This is a genomic window from Kribbella sp. WER1 (genome assembly GCF_054189145.1).
Genome location: NZ_CM135186.1, coordinates 1,531,424 through 1,549,365, shown reverse-complemented (window position 1 = coordinate 1,549,365; position 17,942 = coordinate 1,531,424). Strand labels below are relative to the sequence as shown.

Sequence of the window (17,942 nt, the reverse complement as noted above, 5' to 3'; positions counted from 1 at the left end):
GATGGCCGGTCGTGACGGTACGTGCAAGCTGCCACCGCATGCTACGCGTCAGGTAGTTTGCGCTCCATGACCGAGTCGACCGATTTGAAGAAGTCCCCGTTGCACGAGCGCCATCTGGCCCTCGGCGCGAAGTTCGCCGAGTTCGGCGGCTGGGAGATGCCCCTGGAGTACAGCGGCGTCGTCGCCGAGCACACCGCGGTGCGTACGTCGGTCGGTGTCTTCGACGTCAGCCACCTCGGCAAGGCCACGGTCAAGGGCCCGGGCGCGGCGGCGTACGTGAACGCGTGCCTGACCAACGACCTCGGCAAGATCGCGCCGGGCCAGGCGCAGTACACGCTGTGCTGCAACGAGCGCGGGGGAGTGGTCGACGACCTGATCGCGTACCTGCACGCCGACGACGACGTGTTCCTGATCCCGAACGCGGCCAACACCGCCGAGGTCGTCCGGCTGCTGCAGGCCGACGCCCCCGACGGCGTCGAGGTCGTGAACGTCCACGACGACTACGCGATCCTCGCCGTCCAGGGCGCGAACAGCGACGCCGTGGTCGCCGCGATCGGCCTGCCCACCGGTCACGACGCTGTGCAGCCTTTGAACTACATGGCCTTCGACACCGCGGACTTCAGCGGTACGCCGGTCGTCGTCTGCCGCACCGGCTACACCGGTGAGCGCGGCTACGAACTCGTCGTACCCAACGCCGCCGCGGTCGCCGTCTTCGACGCCCTGCTGAAGGCCGGCGAGCAGTACGGCATCGTCCCCGCCGGCCTCGGCGCCCGTGACACCCTCCGCACCGAGATGGGCTACCCGCTGCACGGCCAGGACATCTCCCCGGAGATCACCCCCGTCCAGGCCCGCTCCGGCTGGGCCGTCGGCTGGAAGAAGCCCCACTTCTGGGGCGACACCGCCCTCCGCGCCGAGAAGGAACAAGGCCCGGCCCGCCTCCTCCGCGGCCTCCGCGCCACCGGCCGCGGCATTCCGCGGCCGCACATGACCGTCTCGGACCAGTCCGGCACGGTGATCGGCGAAGTGACGTCCGGCACGTTCTCACCGACGCTCAAGAAGGGCGTGGCGCTGGCTTTGCTCGACGCGGCGATCAAGGAGGGCGACCAGGTCACCGTCGACGTCCGTGGACGCCAGGAGACCTTCGACGTGGTCAAGCCCCCCTTCGTCACCGTGCACGTGCGGTAGCGATCAGCCCCAGTCCCAGGCGCGAGTCATCTGCTGTCCTTTCATCGAGGGGTGAGGGCAGCAGCGTCGCCTGGGGCTGTTACCGGGCGCTTACCATCTGCACATAGGATCCCGAGCATGGAGTTTCGCCTGCTCGGTCCGGTGCAGATCTGGTCCGACGGCGAACAAGTCCCATTGCGCCGCCGCCAGGAGCGGTTCCTCTTGGCAGTACTTCTTCTGGAGCCGGGCCGGCCGGTCGCTGCTGAGCGTCTGATCGACCTGCTGTGGCCGGACGCGCCGCCTGCGAATGCCCGCCGGGCGTTGCAGGTCTACGTATCCCGGCTGCGCGCGGTGCTGGACGTCGAAGTACCGAGTGGGGCCGAGGGATACGCGATCCAGGTCCCGCCGGAGCAGGTCGACGCCGAGCGGTTCAAGACGCTGGTGGAGCAGGCGAGACACGACGAGAATCTGGAGCGCCGGAGCCGGACACTCACCGAGGCGCTGGCGTTGTGGCGCGGTCCAGCCCTCGCGGACGTCACCACTGAAGGCGTACGGCGCCGGCTGTGCGCTGGACTGGAGGAGTCGCGGTGGGCAGCGGAGGAGCTCCGTCTGACAACTGAGCTCGATCTGGGCCACCACCAGGAGCTCCTGCCTGACCTGGCGCGGCTGGCCGGGATGCAGCCAGCACGGGAGAGGCTCGCCATCGCCCACATGCTCGCCCTGTACCGCTCCGGACGGCAGGCGGATGCCCTGACTGTCTATACCGAGCTCGTCCGCCATCTCGACGAAGAGCTCGGCGTCGCGCCCGGCGTCGAGGTACGGGATCTCCAGGTGGCGATTCTCCGTCAGGACCCGCAGCTGGATCAGCCTGGCGACGCCAACGTCCCCCGGGAGCTGCCGGCGGACGTCCGGCTGTTGATCGGGCGTGACGACGTCCTGGCCGAGACTGCCGAGGTGCTGCGGGGTTCCGGCGCCAAGGGGGTGCCGGCGGTCGTCTGTCTGTACGGAGCCGCAGGCACGGGGAAATCTGCGGCGGCGGTCCGGCTCGGGCATCAGCTCGCGGACCAGTACCCGGACGGCCAGCTGTTCGTCCGACTGCAAGACGTCGGCGGAACCCGTGTGTCGAGTGCAGTCGTCTTGGGCAGGTTGCTGCGCTCTCTCGGGTTGGACAGTGACGGTATTCCCGACGAACCGGAGAGCCGCTCTGCCCTGCTCCGGAGCCAGCTGGCCGACAAGGCTGTGTTGTTGGTGTTCGACGACGCCGTCGACGCCGGACAGCTGAGGCCACTGCTGCCCGCGAGCGCCGGCTGCGCGGTGATCACCACCTCGCGGCGCCCTCTGCTCGGCCTCGAGGACGCTGTCCACCGCGAGCTCGAACCGCTGCCGGACGATACGAGTGCCCAGCTCCTCGGGCGGTTGTCCGGCCTCGGCCCGGACACCGTCCGCGAGCTCGTCCCGCACTGTGCCGGTCTGCCGCTGGCCCTGCGCATCGTCGGGGCACGTCTGGCGGTGATCCGCGAGGACGTCGCGCTCGTCGTCAAGACGCTCGCCGACGAGGCGTTGCGACTCGACTACCTGGTCGCCGGTGACCGCGCCGTCCGGGCCAGTCTCGACCTGACGCTGCGGGTGGCCGACTCACTCGCTCGGGACCTGTTCGCGCGGATCGCCCTCGTCGGTGCGGACGAGTTCGCAGCGTGGGTCGCTGCGCCGCTGCTGGGCCTGGACGAGGAGACGGCGCTCGCCGTGTTCGACAACCTCGTCGTCCTCGGGCTGGTACAGCAGCGCCGGGTGAACCCTCCACGCTACGGCCTGCACGGGATGGTGCGCGCGTACGCCGTTGAGCGGTACGCACTCGCACCGGACGACATCGTCGAACAGCGCTACCTGGAGTCCGTCCTCAGGCTGCTGACGATCGCCGACGAGCAGATCGACCATGCCATCGTGGTGCTGGAGCTCGACCGTGGCGGTTCGTTCGCGCTCCCGGCGACCGAGGCGCAGGCCGTTGCCGGAGCCGACTGGCTGGATCTGGAGGCGCCGGTGGTGCGCGCGGCGGTCGAGCGGGCGGTCCGGAAGTGGCCGCGGCTCGGCGGGATGCTCGCGCTGCGCCTCGCCGGATACCTCGCGGTCCGCGACGACCGCGACGTACGCCGTGCCGTCCTGGAGACGGCCCTGGACGCAGTGTCCTCGGCCGGTCAGCCGGATCTCGAGGCAGAGCTCGGCCGTTGCCTCTTCGGCGCCCTCGCTCAGGCGGGCACGCCACCGGCCGGGCTGCGAGCGATCAACGAGCGGGCCGCGGACATGGCCGAACGCTCCGGAAACGTGACGCTGAGGATGGCGATCCTCAGCCAGCAGGGCTGGCTGGCTGCCCAGTTCGGGGACTTCGACAAGATGCTGCGCGTCGGCCGGGAGATGCTCGCGATCGCCGACTCCGATGCGCAGGCCGAGTCGTCCAGGGCCCGGGCCCTGGACCAGATCGGTGGTGGGTGCGCCATGCTCGGTCGCCTCGACGAGGGCCGGGCGACTCGTCGCGCTGCGGTCGAGCTGAGTCCTCCCGGAACCAGGCTGCACGCGATTCGCCTGGTGCTGCTGGCCGAGACACTGCTGGCCGGTACGGATCTGGGCGCCGACCATCTACCTGAGCTGACCGCCGTCCTGACCGAGGCGAGCGAGATCGTCGACCGGATCGGCGACGAGCTCGGAATCGCCCACGTGGCCAACACGCAGGCGCAGTTGCTGGTGGTGCTCGGCGACCTGCCCGGCGCTGAGGCGCTGTTGCGGCACGCGGCAGAGATCCTCGAGCGCAGGCCGGACAGCACCGGGGAGGCTGCCAACGCCGCCGGCTGGGCGCGGCTGCACGTGGCCGCAGGCCGGCCCGAGGACGCGCGGCAGGTGCTGGACCGGGCCGTCGGCAACCTTCCGGCCACCGGAGTCGCGAGACACGAGCTGGCGGGCCATCGTCGGGTGCTCGGACTCGACGACTGATTTGGGCCCGGCGAGGCCTCTGCGGGTGAGATCCGACACGTGGTGGTGCTAGGTGTCAGTCTGTGTCTTTTCGTTACATTGCGTGAAAACCTGGCACTATTTGGCCACTGTCGGTGCTGTGCCGATGCGAATTGCGAAGAATCGACTGCTCAGAGTGAGATTTTGGAGCAAATGTTCCGTTCCAGTATCCGTTCCGGTAACGATTTGTGCACTGGTGCCGGGCACCGCTGGTTTGGTGTCACAGTGTCAGGCAGGCTAGCGCGCGGTTGTGGGGGAAGCGCCCTGTCAAGGGGATTTGACGCCAACCCACCGGAAAGCGAAGGCTCGGCACGCCATCCATCGACGGGTGCCGGATCAACGGACCGAAATCCGGCCGACTGAACTGACGGAGTGCGAATGAGTATTGGGTCGCCCGACTCGAGCGTAGGAGTCGAAGAACACCCGGCATCGGCGGAGCCGATCCGGACCGGCGCCACTCCGCACGGCAAGTCCCCCAGCCGGATCGCGTTCGACCGGCTTCGCAAGGACCGGGTCGCGGTGATCTGCGCGTCGATCGTGCTCTTCTTCATCCTGATCGCCATCCTGGCGCCCCTGCTGGCGAAGCTCGAGGGCCAGGACTACAGCACCTTCAACACCGACCTGGTCGACGAGTACGGCTTCCCGACCATCGGTGTCAACGGTCAGCACTGGTTCGGTGTCGAGCCGAAGACCGGCCGGGACAACTTCGCCCGCTGGGTGTACGGCGCCCGCCCGTCGCTGATCATCGCCTTTCTGGCCACCGTGGTCGGCACCGCGGTCGGTGTCGTGATGGGTCTGCTGGCCGGCTTCCTCGGCGGCTGGGTGGACCGGGTCATCTCCTGGTTCATCGACTTCGTGCTGAGCCTGCCGTACCTGCTGTTCGCGATCGCGCTGGTGCCGATCGTCGAGTCGATGCGGGGCGGTTCGTTCAACCTGACCCCGGACGCGCAGGCATCCATCCGGTTCCAGGTACTGATCTTCGTACTGTCCTTCTTCGGGTGGGCGGGCCTGGCCCGGATCATCCGTGGTGAAGTGCTGTCGCTGCGCGAGCGTGAGTTCGTGCTTGCCGCCAAGGCGATCGGTGTCCCGACCTACCAGGTGCTGTTCAAGGAACTGCTGCCCAACCTGGTGGCCCCGATCGTCATCTCGGCGTCCCTGGCGCTGCCGGCCTACGTGACCGCGGAGGCCGGACTGTCCTTCCTCGGTGTCGGCCTGGTCGAGCCGATTCCTTCGTGGGGCCAGACCATCGCGGTCGCCACGAACTATTTCAAGGCAGACCCGGTCTACCTCTGGCTGCCAGTGGTCGGGATCACCGCTCTGGTGCTCGCGCTGGCCCTGCTCGGAGACGCGATCCGGGACGCCTTCGACCCCAAGACTCGCCGGTAGTTCGGCGATTGCCCCTGCGGCAGAAAAGGAGAAACCCGACTATGCAGTGGAAACGGATCACCGCAGTCGCGGCGACGGTGTTGGTCGCCGCCGCAGCCTGTGGCAGCCCGTCCTCGAAGAACGGCAACAACAGTGGTGGGGAGGGCAACCTGGGCGGTGCCCAGGTCAAGGCGACTGACCCCACTGCGAAGGGCCCGGCCGCGGAGGTCGACGGCGCGAAGAAGGGCGGCACCATCACGGTGCTCTCCGATGTCACGCCGGACACGTTCGACCCGACGGACGTCTACTACACCGACGGTAACCAGATCACGAAGCTGTACTTCCGGACGCTGACCCAGTACCGCCTGGACGGCCCGGATCACAAGCCGGTTCTGGTGCCGGACCTTGCCGAGGACCTCGGGACCAAGTCTGCCGACGGCTTGACCTGGACCTTCAAGCTGAAGCAGGGCATCAAGTACCAGGACGGCACGCCGGTCAAGGCGGCCGACTTCGCGTACGCGATCAAGCGGTCCTTCGCGCACGACCTGTACGACTCCGGACCCACCTACCAGATGCAGTTCTTCCTGGACGGTGACAAGTACAAGGGCCCGTACGGCCCGAACGGTGCGAACTACCGCGGCGTCGAGACGCCGGACGACCACACGCTGGTCATCAAGCTGGCGCACAAGTTCGACGACCTGCCGTACTACGCTGCGTTCCCGATGTTCACGCCGATCCCGCAGGCGAAGGACACGCAGAAGAACTACGAGCAGAAGCCGATGTCCACCGGCCCGTACCAGCTCTCGTCCTACAACCCGGGCAACGAGCTGCAGCTGACGAAGAACCCGAACTGGGACCCGGCTACCGACCCGGTGCGGCACCAGTACGTGGACGGCTGGGACTTCAAGTTCGCCCAGGACACCATCAAGGTGCAGCGCCAGGTTCTGGCGAGCGCCGGGCCGGACGCCAACGCGCTGAACTACAGCAACCTGGACGTCTCGCTGCTGCCCGAGGTCAAGGACCAGTCGCAGCTGGTCAAGGGCATGGGCCCGTGCACGCAGATGTACACGATGGACACGCGGAAGATCCCGATGGAGGTCCGCAAGCTCATCGCCAAGGCCTACCCGTACGACTCGTGGCGTAAGGTCGCCGGTCTGAACCCGAACGACAGCCCGCCTGCTTCGACGATCCTGCCGCCGGCTGTTCCGGGCTTCCAGAAGTACGAGCTCCCGGGCCTGACCGGTACCGGCAAGGGTGCCGAGGACCCGGCGGTCGCGGCGGAGATCAAGAGCGAGCTGGCCAAGCTGGGCAAGTCGAACTTCGAGCTCTCCTGGTACTTCGCGATCGACGACAAGATCGGTTCGCAGGTCAGCCAGCTGCGTCAGCAGACGTACGAGAAGGCCGGCTTCAAGGTGCACGCGATCGGTGTCCCGAAGGCCAAGCTGCGGACGTTCGTCGGCAAGCAGGACGCTCCGGTCAACATCGGCAAGACGCCGGCCGGCTGGTGCTCCGACTGGCCGTCCGGTACCAGCTGGTTCCCGGTGCTGTTCAAGTCCGACGCGATCGGCCTGGGCAACAGCGTCGGTCAGCTCTCGGACAAGGCGCTGGACGCGAAGATCGACGAGGTCGCCGCGAAGTCGCCGGAAGAGCAGCTGAAGGAATGGTCGAAGATCGACAAGGACATCCTGGAGAACTACCTCCCGGTCCTGCCGCTCTACTACACCGGCACGAACTCGCCGGTCGGCAAGAACATCGGGCACGCGATCAACGACCCGACACAGGGTCTGCCCGAGTTCACGTCGATGTTCCTGAAGCAGTCCTGATCGGGTTCGCCCGGCAACAGTAGTAATCACCCGTGAATCGGTGGAGTGGTGCCCGGATCACCTCCGGGCACCACTCCGATCGGTGAGGAGACAGTTCCGTGCTCTACTTCGTGGCGCGTCGCCTGGTCAGCGCGCTCAGCGTCGTGCTGGCGACACTCATCGCGACCTTCGCGCTGTTCTTCATCGCGCCGACGGACCCGGCCGGTGCGATCTGCGGTGACCGCAACTGCACGACGCAGCGCTACAACGAGATCAAGGCGAACCTGCACCTGGACCAACCCAAGGTCCAGCAGTTCGCGGAGTACGCCGGCGGCATCTTCGCCGGGCGGGACTTCACCACCTCCGGTGTGAAGCAGCACTGCGACGTCCCCTGCCTGGGGTTCTCGTTCAAGAACAACCGGCCCGTGACCGAGATGATCTCGTCCAGGTTCCCGGTCACCGTCTCCCTGGTTCTGGGGTACGCGGTCCTGGTCCTGACGATCGGCGTCTTCGTCGGGTCGATGGCCGCGAAACGAAGAGGCACGCTCGGTGACCGGGGCCTGATGACCAGCACGCTGGTGATCAGTTCGGTGCCGTACTACATCGTGGCGCTGATGGTCGCGCTCTACCTGACCATCCAGTACCCGATCCTGCCCCGCGGTTCCTGGACACCGCCGACCGAGAGTCCAGGGAAATGGATAGCCGGGTTGCTGACACCCTGGCTGGTGCTCGGCATCTACAACTGCACGTCCTACGCCAGATACTCCCGTGGATCCATGGTCGAGACACTGAGCGAGGACTTCATCCGGACGGCGCGGGCCAAGGGCCTGTCGGACCGGGTGGTCACCTACAAGCACGCCCTGCGGTCCGGGTTGATCCCGGTCGTGACGATCTTCGGCCTGGACATCGCCGGCAGCCTCGGCGGCGCGATCTTCACCGAGCGGATCTTCGACCTCCCCGGGCTCGGGCAGTTGGTGCTGGACAGCTTGAACAACTACGACCTGCCCGTGATCATGGGCACCGTGCTGGTCGCCTCGGTGATCATCGTCGTGATGAACTTCCTGGTGGACATCGGTTACAGCCTGATCGACCCGCGGGTGAGGCTCTCATGACGTCACCCGCCCCAGAAGACCGGAAGGACTCCATGCCCGAGAGCGAAGGCGCGCCGGCGGAGGCTTCGGCCACCAAGCATGCTCCGTCGGTTGCTACCCGGGAGCGTCGGCAGGGGTCGATCAACCCCAGTGGTGAGACGCCGTACCTGGTGGTCGAGGACCTGGCGGTGCGGTTCCCGACTGCTGACGGGCTGGTCAGTGCGGTGAACGGGTTGAGCTACTCGGTGCCACTCGGGCGGACGCTGGCGATCGTCGGTGAGTCCGGGTCGGGCAAGTCGGTGTCGAGTATGGCCGTGATGGGGTTGCACGACCGGAAGCGGACCCGGATCACCGGGTCGATCCGGGTCGGTGGCGACGAGATCATCGGGCTGAGCGAGAACGACCTGATGAAGATCCGTGGCGACGCGGTGTCGATGGTGTTCCAGGACCCGCAGTCGTCGCTGCACCCGCTGTACACGATCGGCAACCAGCTGGTCGAGGCGTACCGGGTGCACCACAAGGTCTCCAAGGACGTCGCGAAGAAGCGGGCGCTGGAGATGCTCGACCTGGTCGGCATCCCGAACCCGCCGCGCCGGTTCGCGCAGTACCCGCACGAGTTCTCCGGTGGTATGCGGCAGCGGGCGATGATCGCGATGAGCCTGATCAACGACCCGAAGCTGGTGATCGCCGACGAGCCGACCACCGCGCTCGACGTCACGGTGCAGGCGCAGATCCTGGACCTGCTGAACAACCTGCAGAAGGAGTTCGGCTCCGCGATCGTGCTGATCACCCACGACCTGGGTGTGGTCGCCGAGATGGCCGACGACGTGCTGGTGATGTACGCCGGGCGCTGTGTCGAGTACGGCACCGCCGAGGACGTACTGGCGAACCCGCGGATGCCGTACACGTGGGGCCTGCTCGAGTCGATCCCGACAGTGTCGGCGGCCAACGAGCGGCTGCGCCCGATCAAGGGGCTGCCGCCGAGCCTGCTGAACCTGCCGGACGGCTGCTCGTTCAACCCGCGCTGCCCGTACAAGGACCGGGTCAAGGGCGAGCTCTGTACGTCGGAACTGCCGGAACTGCTGCCGGTCGACGGCGCCGGTGCGCACACGTCCCGTTGTCACCTGCACGACAAGGTCTCGGTGTACGAGACCGAGGTCGCGCCGCGACTGGGCTGACGAGGGGACTGAGGAGACAGATGAGCGACGAAACCCGTCCCGTCGACGCGCTGGAGAAGCCGGCCGCCAAGGGCGAGACCCTGCTGCAGGTCCGCGACCTGAAGATGCACTTCCCGATCAAGGAGGCCGCCGGCCTCGGCCGGACCAAGAAGGTCGTGCAGGCCGTCGACGGCGTCACGTTCGACCTGAAGGCGGGCGCCAGCCTCGGCCTGGTCGGCGAGTCCGGCTGTGGCAAGTCGACCACCGGCCGGATGATCACCCGGCTGCTGACCCCGACGGCCGGCGAGATCGTCTTCAAGGGCACCGACATCGCGCAGCTGAAGGAGCGGGACCTGCGCCCGTTCCGCCGGCAGCTGCAGATCGTCTTCCAGGACCCGTACAGCTCGCTGAACCCGCGGCAGACGGTCAGCAACATCATCAGTACGCCGCTGCGGGTGCACAACCTGGTGCCGAAGAACAAGGAGCTCGACCGGGTCCAGGAACTGCTGGAGCGGGTCGGCCTGAACCCGGAGCACCACAACCGGTACCCGAACGAGTTCTCCGGCGGCCAGCGGCAGCGGATCGGGATCGCCCGGGCGCTCGCCGTGGAGCCCGAGGTGATCATCGCCGACGAGCCGGTGTCCGCGCTGGACGTGTCGATCCAGGCCCAGGTGATGAACCTGCTCGAGGACCTGCGCAAGGACCTCGGCATCGCGTTCGTGTTCATCGCGCACGACCTCGGCGTGGTCCGGCACTTCTGTGACGAGGTCGCGGTGATGTACCTCGGCAAGATCGTCGAGCAGGGCAGCCGGGACCAGATCTACAACGCGCCGCAGCACCCGTACACGCAGGCGCTGCTGTCCGCGGCCCCGGACCTCGGCACGATCCGCGGCGTTCCGCCGAAGGAGCGCATCCGGCTGGTCGGCGACGTACCCTCGCCGATCGACCCGCCGAGCGGCTGCCGGTTCCGGACCCGCTGCTGGAAGGCGGAGGACATCTGCGCCACCCAGGAGCCGCTGCTGGAGATCAAGCCGCAGTCCTCCGAGGGGCACACGGCCGCCTGCCACTTCGCGGAGCCGAAGGTCGACCTGACCGCCGCCACCGCCTGACGTAAGGGGGAGAAGGAGCGCGCATCGGCGCTCCTCGGATACCCAAATGCCACGAGCACTACTCGCACTTGGCGAGTGAACCCGACCCCACCCACGAGCGAAGCTCCTCCTACTGCCGGATCGAGCGAAGCGCGCTGGGTGCTGATCGCCGTGTTCTTCCGCAGGTCCCGTTCCCGCGTGAACTGGACCCGAGCCTCATCAATCTAGGTGCCCTTTTCTGTCAGACGGTCTTGGCGAGGGCGTCGCGTAGATCGGGTCGGGCGTGGGGCTTCGGCAACGAGCAACTGTTGGCCGACGCGAATTTGACCATGCGGCAGCGGCGGCGGACTGGACGAACTTGTCGATCGACCAGCCGGTGCGGTCCTCGACGAACCTCGTCATGGTTGCCGCAGCGGATCATGCTTGGGCATCCGGAACCACATCTCTATCCCTCTGGTTGCTGGTGGCGCCTACCGTGAATTCGGGCGTGGGGTCGGTGATGTTGGAGACCTTGCACGTCAGTCGCCCAGGTCGCGGACCTTCGAACCAAGGTCGCGATTGACCGATTTCGTCGTGCAGGTGAGCTTCATGAACCTGCTTCACTTGACTGTCAACTGCCATGCGACCGCTCTCGGCTTGGCGACCTGCTCATCAATCTCGCGCAACGTACGCCTAGCCGGATCTGCGGTGTAATGGATGACCTTGTTCGGACGGCCTTTGGCGTTCTGTGCTTGGGAAGCCGGCCAGAGTTGCGCGAACACCTGCTCCATCATCGATGTCCTCGCTGCGGTTCCTTTGGCGCCCTTCTGGCAGCTCGGGGATCTTGGTGCCGAGGATGACGACGGCACCGCATCCTCGGTTGCGTTCGGATCAGGCTCGGAGATTAGCCCCGTATCCACACCACCGCCACGTAAAACCGTGAACTGTCGGTCAACAAACCCAGCGCGATCTGCGACTCCCGACCGCGTCGCATGCAGAACCCTCGGCTCCCGGAGCCCCATCACTGGCATCGGTCTCGAAGAGCGACGTGGACTCGCTCAGCGCCAACCACGCCAAACCGGACACCGTGGCCCGCGCAGACACGACGACCATGCGCCGCGCCAGAATCTATGGGCGTAGACCGGCGACACACGGCTTCAGCGCGGGATAGGCCGTCGGCCGCGAACGCAAGGCCAGTCATCTGCCTTCGGCTCGTGGACAATAGCAGATGGAGCTGGCGGGAGCGGTGACACGCAAACAGCGCTGCAGGTAGTTGCAACATCGTTGTGTGCACATGGAGACATTGTTAGGGTTCTGAGCTGCCGCGTCGGGGATGTGCGCCACTGGGGGTGAGGCCGAGATGTCAGTGTCCAAGTGTCAGTCCATGTCGGTGTGAGACTCGCAGGTCTACTGAGTCGGGCCTCCGGGAGAAAGCTCGCCTCGACATTTGTTGAAGAAGCGTCGGCCATAGCTCACTGCCATCGGTAGTGAGCTATTGCCATGTTCAGAAGCGTAAGCAGATGGAGGAGACCAAGTGGAGAGCGCAACGTTCATCGTGGTTCGCAACCACCGCAACCAATATTCGACGTGGTTCGACTCCCGCCCGATGCCGGACGGCTGGGAAAGCGCAGGGTTCAAGGGATCAAAAGAAGAATGCCTGCAACATATCGAGAAGGTGTGGACGGATCTCACTCCCAGAACAGCGAGCGACCAGAAGCGCGACCAAGCCGGCTAGTGGACTGAACAGCCCGACGAATATAGGGAGTGGTAGCTGTGAATATGACCCGGGATGAGCGGCGTCGGGTGTTGGTGGAGTGGAACGACACTGGTGGTGTTGTTCCTGAGGTGACTGTTTGTGGGTTGTTTGAGGCTCAGGTGGTGCGGTCGCCGGAGGCGGTGGCTGTGGTGTGTGGTGGGGATCGGTTGACGTATGCGGAGTTGAATGCGCGTGCGAATCGGGTGGCTCGGCGGTTGGTGGAGTGTGGGGTGGGTCCGGAGGTTCTGGTTGGGTTGTGTGTGGAGCGTTCGGTCGAGATGGTGGTTGGTGTTCTGGCGGTGCTGAAGGCCGGCGGGGCTTATGTTCCGCTGGATCCGCAGTATCCGGCTGCGCGGTTGGAGTTCATGCTGGCCGACACCGCGGTCCCTGTGGTGCTGACGCAGGAGGCGCTTGTGGATGTTTTGCCTACGCATTCTGCGGTCACGGTCCTGCTGGAGGATCCGGGTCTGACAAATGTTGAGGCCGGCAATCTTGGTTGGACGTCGGCGCCGGACAATCTGGCATATGTGATCTACACGTCGGGCTCGACCGGCCAGCCCAAAGGCGTCATGATCCAGCATCAGGGCCTCACCAACCTCGCCAACTACGTCGTTGAGCGGCTGGGTACAGGACCAGATGACCATTTCATCCAATTCTCCCCACTTGGTTTCGACGCGTCCGTTTGGGACCTCTTTGTAGCGTTGTGCTCGGGAGCGTGCCTCCGGGTTGTCGCGGCGAGTGAGGATGTCGCTGCGGTCGGTGTGGTGGGTTCGGCGGACGCTGGTCCGGAGATCATCACTGCGCCGCCGAGTGTGTTGCGCCGGGTGTTCGCTGAGTCGATGCCTCATCCGCCACGCCTGATCGTGTCGGCCGGCGAGGCGTGTACGCCGGATTTGCTGGAGAGGGTCCGAGAAGTCGGCCCTGACGCAAAATTCATCAACGCGTATGGGCCTACAGAAGTGACGGTCTGCGCGACGATGTTCGATGCGTCGGGCTGGGGTGGCGCTCATGCCGTCGGTGTTCCGATTGGTGGTCCGATTGGTAATACGCGCGTTTATGTTTTGGATGAGTGGTTTCGCCCTGTTCCGGTGGGCGTTCGGGGTGAGTTGTTTGTCGGTGGTGTCGGTGTTGCGCGGGGGTATGTGGGGCGTGCTGGTTTGACGGCGGAGCGGTTTGTTCCGGATCCGTTTGGTGGCGGTGGTGGGCGGTTGTATCGGACGGGCGATGTGGTGCGGTGGCGAGGAAATGGGAATCTGGAGTTCTTGGGGCGTGTGGATGATCAGGTGAAGGTTCGTGGGTTCCGGGTGGAGTTGGGAGAGGTGGAGTCTGCTCTTTCGGGTTTGCCTGGTGTTGGTGAGTCTGTGGTGGTGGTTCGGGAGGATGTGCCGGGGGATCCGCGGCTGGTGGGTTATGTGGTTCCGGATGGTTCCGGTGCCGAACCGCCGGTGGGGGATGTGGCGGGCCAGTATGTGGGGGAGTGGCGTGAGGTTTTTGAAAATTTGCATCCGGATTCTGTTGTTCCGGAGGATCCGCGGTTTCATGTGGCGGGTTGGGACAGCAGTTATACGGGTGAGGCTATTTCTGCCGAGGAGATGGCGGAGTGGGTTTCTGCGTCTGTTGATCGTGTTCGGGGAGGTGGTTCAGGCCGGGTGCTCGACATTGGTTGTGGTACTGGCCTGATTTTGTGGCGGTTGGTGGAGGGGTGTGCTGAATATGTTGGCACTGACTTTTCTGCGTCGACTGTGGCCAGGCTTGCCGGCAGTGTGGAGGAGGCGGGGCTTGAAGGTGTGCGGGTTCTGCATCGGGAGGCTGTTGATTTCTCCGGGTTCGAGGCTGGGTATTTTGACACCGTCGTGCTGAATTCTGTCGTTTCACATTTTCCCGATGCTGACTATTTGTTGCGAGTGTTGTCCGGCGCGGTTCGGGTGACGCGTCCTGGTGGTGTGGTGTTCGTGGGTGATGTTCGTGGGCTTGATTTGCTGGAGTCCTTCCAAGCGTCCGTGGCCGTGGCGAGGGCCGGCTCTGAGACTGGTGTCACGGATCTTTTACGGCAGATTCGTCGGGAAGTTGCCGATGAGAGTGAGCTAGTGCTGGATCCTGAATTCTTTTCTGCTTCGGTCGGTGAGATGGCGGGAGTTGGGCATGTTCAGGTGATGCCGCGACGGGGGCGTGCGGCGAACGAGATGTCTTGTTTCCGTTATGACGTCTTGATTTCTGTTGGTGACGCTGCGGATGTGGTTGTTCCAGGTGTCTGGCGGGATTGGGATGGCGACGGTTTGGCGGTTGATCGGGTAGTTGCGGAGTTGGTCTCGGACCGGCCAGATGTTTTGGCGGTGCGGAATATTCCGAATGCCCGGGTGAGCTCGGCGCTGAAGATGTGGTCGGCGATCCGTGATACTGCTGCGGAAGAAGGAACCGTGTCGTTGCAGGATCTGCGGGGGATCCAGGCCGAGGGCGTTGACCCGGAGGACCTGTGGTCGATCGGCAACGAGGTCCCGTACGACATCACGTTGTGCTGGTCGCAGTCGGTGGCGGGCGCCGTGGACATGGTCGCCAGCCGTCGCCGGACCGAACTCGCGCCCCATGCCGGCGAATCCTGGCGATGGCTCACAACGACCGATCAGACAACGACCGGCCGGATGCCAGGCGATCGGGTGCTGGCGAACTCGCCTGTTGAGGCGAGGTGGAGACAAGACCGTGATCGTCGTCTGCCGCAGGTATTGCGTGGTGGTTTGCGAGAGTTGCTGCCGGACTACATGGTTCCGTCGGTGTTTGTGGTGATGGATTCTTTGCCGTTGACGTCGAATGGGAAGGTGGATCGGCGCGGGTTGCCGGTGCCGGATGGTGAGCGTCCGGTGCTGGAGGTTGGTTTTGTTGCTCCTCGTGGTCCGGTGGAGGAGAAGGTGTGTGGGATTTGGCAGGATGTTTTGGGGGTCGACCGTGTTGGTGTGGAGGACGACTTCTTTGATTTGGGGGGGCATTCCCTGCTGGCGACGCAGGTGATCGCGAGGGTCCGGGCAACATTCAAAATCAACTTGCAAGTGCAAGCCTTGTTCGACAATACGACCATCGCCAGCTTGGCCGCTGTTGTGGACGCGGAACAGGCGGTGCGCGCCACGAAGATTCTCAAGATGCTGGAAGCCGCCGAACGTCTGGACTAGGCATCGATCCAATATTTCAGCGTCCGTGAGTTGGAGGTAGGCGCGTGACTGATCCATGGGAACAGATTGAGGCGCTAAGTCCGGGGCAGCGTGAGAAATTCGATGCCCTGCTCATGCAGGAAACGCACGACGGTTTGGTGCGGGTTGACCGTGGCGGGATTTTGCCTTTGTCTTTTGCGCAGCAACGGCTGTGGTTTTTGTACCAGTTGGTACCGTTGAATTCGTTTTATAATGTGCCGGTTGGGTGCCGGTTGACGGGTGGGTTGGATGTTGTGGCGTTGGAGAAAGCGTTGGGGGAGGTGGTGGAGAGGCATGAGGTTTTGAGGACGCGGATTGAGATGCAGGGCGGGGAGCCGTGTCAGGTGGTGGTTCCTTTTGGTGGGTTTGAGCTGGGTGTGTCGGATTTGTCGGGGGAGGATGATGTTGAGGAGGCTGCTCGGCGGGTTGCTGCTGAGGAGGCCGGCGTTGCGTTTGATTTGTCGTTGGGAGTGTTACTGCGTGCGCGTTTGCTGCGGCTGGGGCTTGATGATCATGTCTTGCTGGTGACGATGCATCATATTGCGTCTGATGGCTGGTCGCTGGGAGTTTTCTGGCGTGAGTTGTCGGCGTTGTATGGGGCGTTCAGTCAGGGTGGTGGATCTCCCTTGGTTCCGTTGCCTGTCCAGTATGCTGATTTTTCAGTGTGGCAGCGGGGCTGGTTGGAAGGTGAGGTGCTGGAGTCTCAGCTGGCTTATTGGCGTGATTGTTTGGTGGGGATGCCGCCTGCTCTGGAGTTGCCTGTTGATAGGCCTCGGCCGGCGATGTTGAGGTATGAGGGAGGGAGTGTCCCGGTTCGTGTGCCGCAGGGGGTGTATGAGCGGTTGGTGGGGGTTGGCCGGGAGGAGAATTCCACGTTGTTCATGACGATGCTCGCTGCCTTCCAGTTGCTGCTTTCGCGCTATTCTGGGAGGGAGGATGTTGTCGTTGGTTCGCCGATCGCTAATCGGACTCGCCCGGAGTTGGAGAAGCTGATCGGCTTCTTTGTGAATACTTTGGTATTGCGGACGGATGTTTCTGGTGATCCGACCTTCCGGGAGTTGGTTGGTCGGGTACGGGAGGTTTGTCTGGGTGCTTATGGGCATCAGGATTTGCCGTTTGAGTACTTGGTGGAGAAGCTGGATCCGGCGCGGGATCTGAGCCGGAATCCGCTGGTGCAGGTAGTATTCCAGATCTTGAATACGCCACGCGGGGATGTGCAGCTGGGGGATCTGGCGGTCCAGCCGTTCGGTGACGATGAGGTCAGGCAGTCGAAATTCGATCTTGAGTTTCATCTGCTCGAAGTGGATGGTGGGGTGGTTGGGCAGCTTGTTTATAGCAGCGAGTTGTTTGATCGGGATACGGTTGAGCGGTTTGCTGATCATTATTTGAGGTTACTGGAGGCGGTTGTGGAGGCGCCGGATTTGCCGGTGTCGGAGCACGCGTCGCTGACCCGGGATGAGCGGCGTCGGGTGTTGGTGGAGTGGAACGACACTGGTGGTGTTGTTCCTGAGGTGACTGTTTGTGGGTTGTTTGAGGCTCAGGTGGTGCGGTCGCCGGAGGCGGTGGCTGTGGTGTGTGGTGGGGATCGGTTGACGTATGCGGAGTTGAATGCGCGTGCGAATCGGGTGGCTCGGCGGTTGGTGGAGTGTGGGGTGGGTCCGGAGGTTCTGGTTGGGTTGTGTGTGGAGCGTTCGGTCGAGATGGTGGTTGGTGTTCTGGCGGTGCTGAAGGCCGACGGGGCTTATGTTCCGCTGGATCCGCAGTATCCGGCTGCGCGGTTGGAGTTCATGCTGGCCGACACCGCGGTCCCTGTGGTGCTGACACGAGCCGGCCTGGTCGACGCACTGCCCGATCACCATGCGATGACCGTCCTACTCGACGACCCCGCCGCCGACCCGGTCGGGGAAGAGGCCGACGAACAGACCGTGACCCTTGGCCGACGGTCAGGCCCGGAGAACTTGGCATATGTGATCTATACGCCCGGTTCAACCGGCCAGCTGATGGGAGTGATGGTCCAGCATCGCGGTCTGGCGGACTTCGCTGTTCAGCACATTTCCGATTTCGGCGTCGTTCCTGGTGAAAGCGTGATCCAGTTCCCTTCCTTAGCTTTCGATGCTTCGGTTCCGGACTTGTTTGTGGCGTTGTGCTCGGGGGCGTGTCTGCGGGTTGTCGCGGCGAGTGAGGATGTTGGCGCGCTCGGTGTGGTGGATTCGGCCGACGTTGGTCCAGAGACCATCGGGATTGCCCCGGTTCGACGGACAGGCTTGGTATGAGGTTGGTTCACGCAACCTGTTGGTGGTTGCGTGGGTTGATTCGTAGGTGGCGAGGCTGCGTACCCGAGGGTGGAGTGGCGTCGGTAGG

11 protein-coding genes are annotated in these 17,942 nt (G+C 64.6%); 10 read left to right on the top strand and 1 reads right to left on the bottom strand.

Annotated features, from left to right (window positions below; genetic code table 11):
* Window positions 1–66 precede the first annotated feature (66 nt).
* The 7 genes from gcvT to ACXJJ3_RS07460 all read left to right on the top strand — a co-directional run bounded on the left by gcvT (window position 67) and on the right by ACXJJ3_RS07460 (window position 10,688).
* Entirely contained in the window at window positions 67–1,185 is a 1,119-nt protein-coding gene (gene gcvT / locus ACXJJ3_RS07490) for a glycine cleavage system aminomethyltransferase GcvT (RefSeq protein ID WP_458169235.1), read from the top strand.
* 117 nt (window positions 1,186–1,302) lie between these two features.
* On the top strand, window positions 1,303–4,146 hold the full coding sequence (locus tag ACXJJ3_RS07485; protein ID WP_458169234.1) for a BTAD domain-containing putative transcriptional regulator: 2,844 nt from the start codon (window positions 1,303–1,305) through the stop codon (window positions 4,144–4,146).
* A gap of 396 nt (window positions 4,147–4,542) precedes the next feature.
* Window positions 4,543–5,550, top strand: coding sequence for an ABC transporter permease (locus tag ACXJJ3_RS07480; RefSeq protein ID WP_458169233.1), 1,008 nt, complete (start codon window positions 4,543–4,545; stop codon window positions 5,548–5,550).
* A 41-nt stretch (window positions 5,551–5,591) separates the two neighbouring features.
* Window positions 5,592–7,352, top strand: coding sequence for an ABC transporter substrate-binding protein (locus ACXJJ3_RS07475; RefSeq protein WP_458169232.1), 1,761 nt, complete (start codon window positions 5,592–5,594; stop codon window positions 7,350–7,352).
* 98 nt (window positions 7,353–7,450) lie between these two features.
* On the top strand, window positions 7,451–8,443 hold the full coding sequence (locus ACXJJ3_RS07470) for an ABC transporter permease (RefSeq protein WP_458169231.1): 993 nt from the start codon (window positions 7,451–7,453) through the stop codon (window positions 8,441–8,443).
* A gap of 32 nt (window positions 8,444–8,475) precedes the next feature.
* Window positions 8,476–9,600: an ABC transporter ATP-binding protein gene (locus ACXJJ3_RS07465; RefSeq protein WP_458169230.1), complete on the top strand. Its 1,125-nt coding sequence runs from the start codon at window positions 8,476–8,478 to the stop codon at window positions 9,598–9,600.
* Between the two features lie 20 nt (window positions 9,601–9,620).
* On the top strand, window positions 9,621–10,688 hold the full coding sequence (locus tag ACXJJ3_RS07460; RefSeq protein WP_458169229.1) for an ABC transporter ATP-binding protein: 1,068 nt from the start codon (window positions 9,621–9,623) through the stop codon (window positions 10,686–10,688).
* A 578-nt stretch (window positions 10,689–11,266) separates the two neighbouring features.
* Here the strand turns inward: ACXJJ3_RS07460 and ACXJJ3_RS07455 are convergent.
* Window positions 11,267–11,440, bottom strand: a complete 174-nt coding sequence (locus ACXJJ3_RS07455; protein WP_458169228.1) for a hypothetical protein — start codon at window positions 11,438–11,440, stop codon at window positions 11,267–11,269.
* 740 nt (window positions 11,441–12,180) lie between these two features.
* Here ACXJJ3_RS07455 and ACXJJ3_RS07450 point away from each other — a divergent pair.
* Genes ACXJJ3_RS07450 through ACXJJ3_RS07440 form a run of 3 tightly spaced genes read left to right on the top strand, consistent with a single transcriptional unit; the run spans window position 12,181 to window position 17,854 of the window.
* A complete protein-coding gene (locus ACXJJ3_RS07450; RefSeq protein WP_458169227.1) occupies window positions 12,181–12,381 on the top strand; it encodes an MbtH family protein in 201 nt (66 codons plus the stop codon).
* Window positions 12,382–12,425: 44 nt separating this feature from the next.
* Entirely contained in the window at window positions 12,426–15,563 is a 3,138-nt protein-coding gene (locus ACXJJ3_RS07445) for an amino acid adenylation domain-containing protein (protein WP_458169226.1), read from the top strand.
* A 44-nt stretch (window positions 15,564–15,607) separates the two neighbouring features.
* Window positions 15,608–17,854 (top strand): non-ribosomal peptide synthetase, encoded by a 2,247-nt coding sequence (locus ACXJJ3_RS07440; protein WP_458169225.1) that lies wholly within the window; start codon window positions 15,608–15,610, stop codon window positions 17,852–17,854.
* Window positions 17,855–17,942: the final 88 nt, after the last annotated feature.

Bases quoted from the DNA above. Each gene is read 5' to 3' on its own strand.
- gcvT (WP_458169235.1), top strand. From the start codon at position 67: ATGACCGAGTCGACCGATTTGAAGAAGTCCCCGTTGCACGAGCGCCAT.
- ACXJJ3_RS07485 (WP_458169234.1), top strand. From the start codon at position 1,303: ATGGAGTTTCGCCTGCTCGGTCCGGTGCAGATCTGGTCCGACGGCGAA.
- ACXJJ3_RS07480 (WP_458169233.1), top strand. From the start codon at position 4,543: ATGAGTATTGGGTCGCCCGACTCGAGCGTAGGAGTCGAAGAACACCCG.
- ACXJJ3_RS07475 (WP_458169232.1), top strand. From the start codon at position 5,592: ATGCAGTGGAAACGGATCACCGCAGTCGCGGCGACGGTGTTGGTCGCC.
- ACXJJ3_RS07465 (WP_458169230.1), top strand. From the start codon at position 8,476: ATGCCCGAGAGCGAAGGCGCGCCGGCGGAGGCTTCGGCCACCAAGCAT.
- ACXJJ3_RS07460 (WP_458169229.1), top strand. From the start codon at position 9,621: ATGAGCGACGAAACCCGTCCCGTCGACGCGCTGGAGAAGCCGGCCGCC.
- ACXJJ3_RS07455 (WP_458169228.1), bottom strand. From the start codon at position 11,440: ATGATGGAGCAGGTGTTCGCGCAACTCTGGCCGGCTTCCCAAGCACAG.
- ACXJJ3_RS07445 (WP_458169226.1), top strand. From the start codon at position 12,426: ATGACCCGGGATGAGCGGCGTCGGGTGTTGGTGGAGTGGAACGACACT.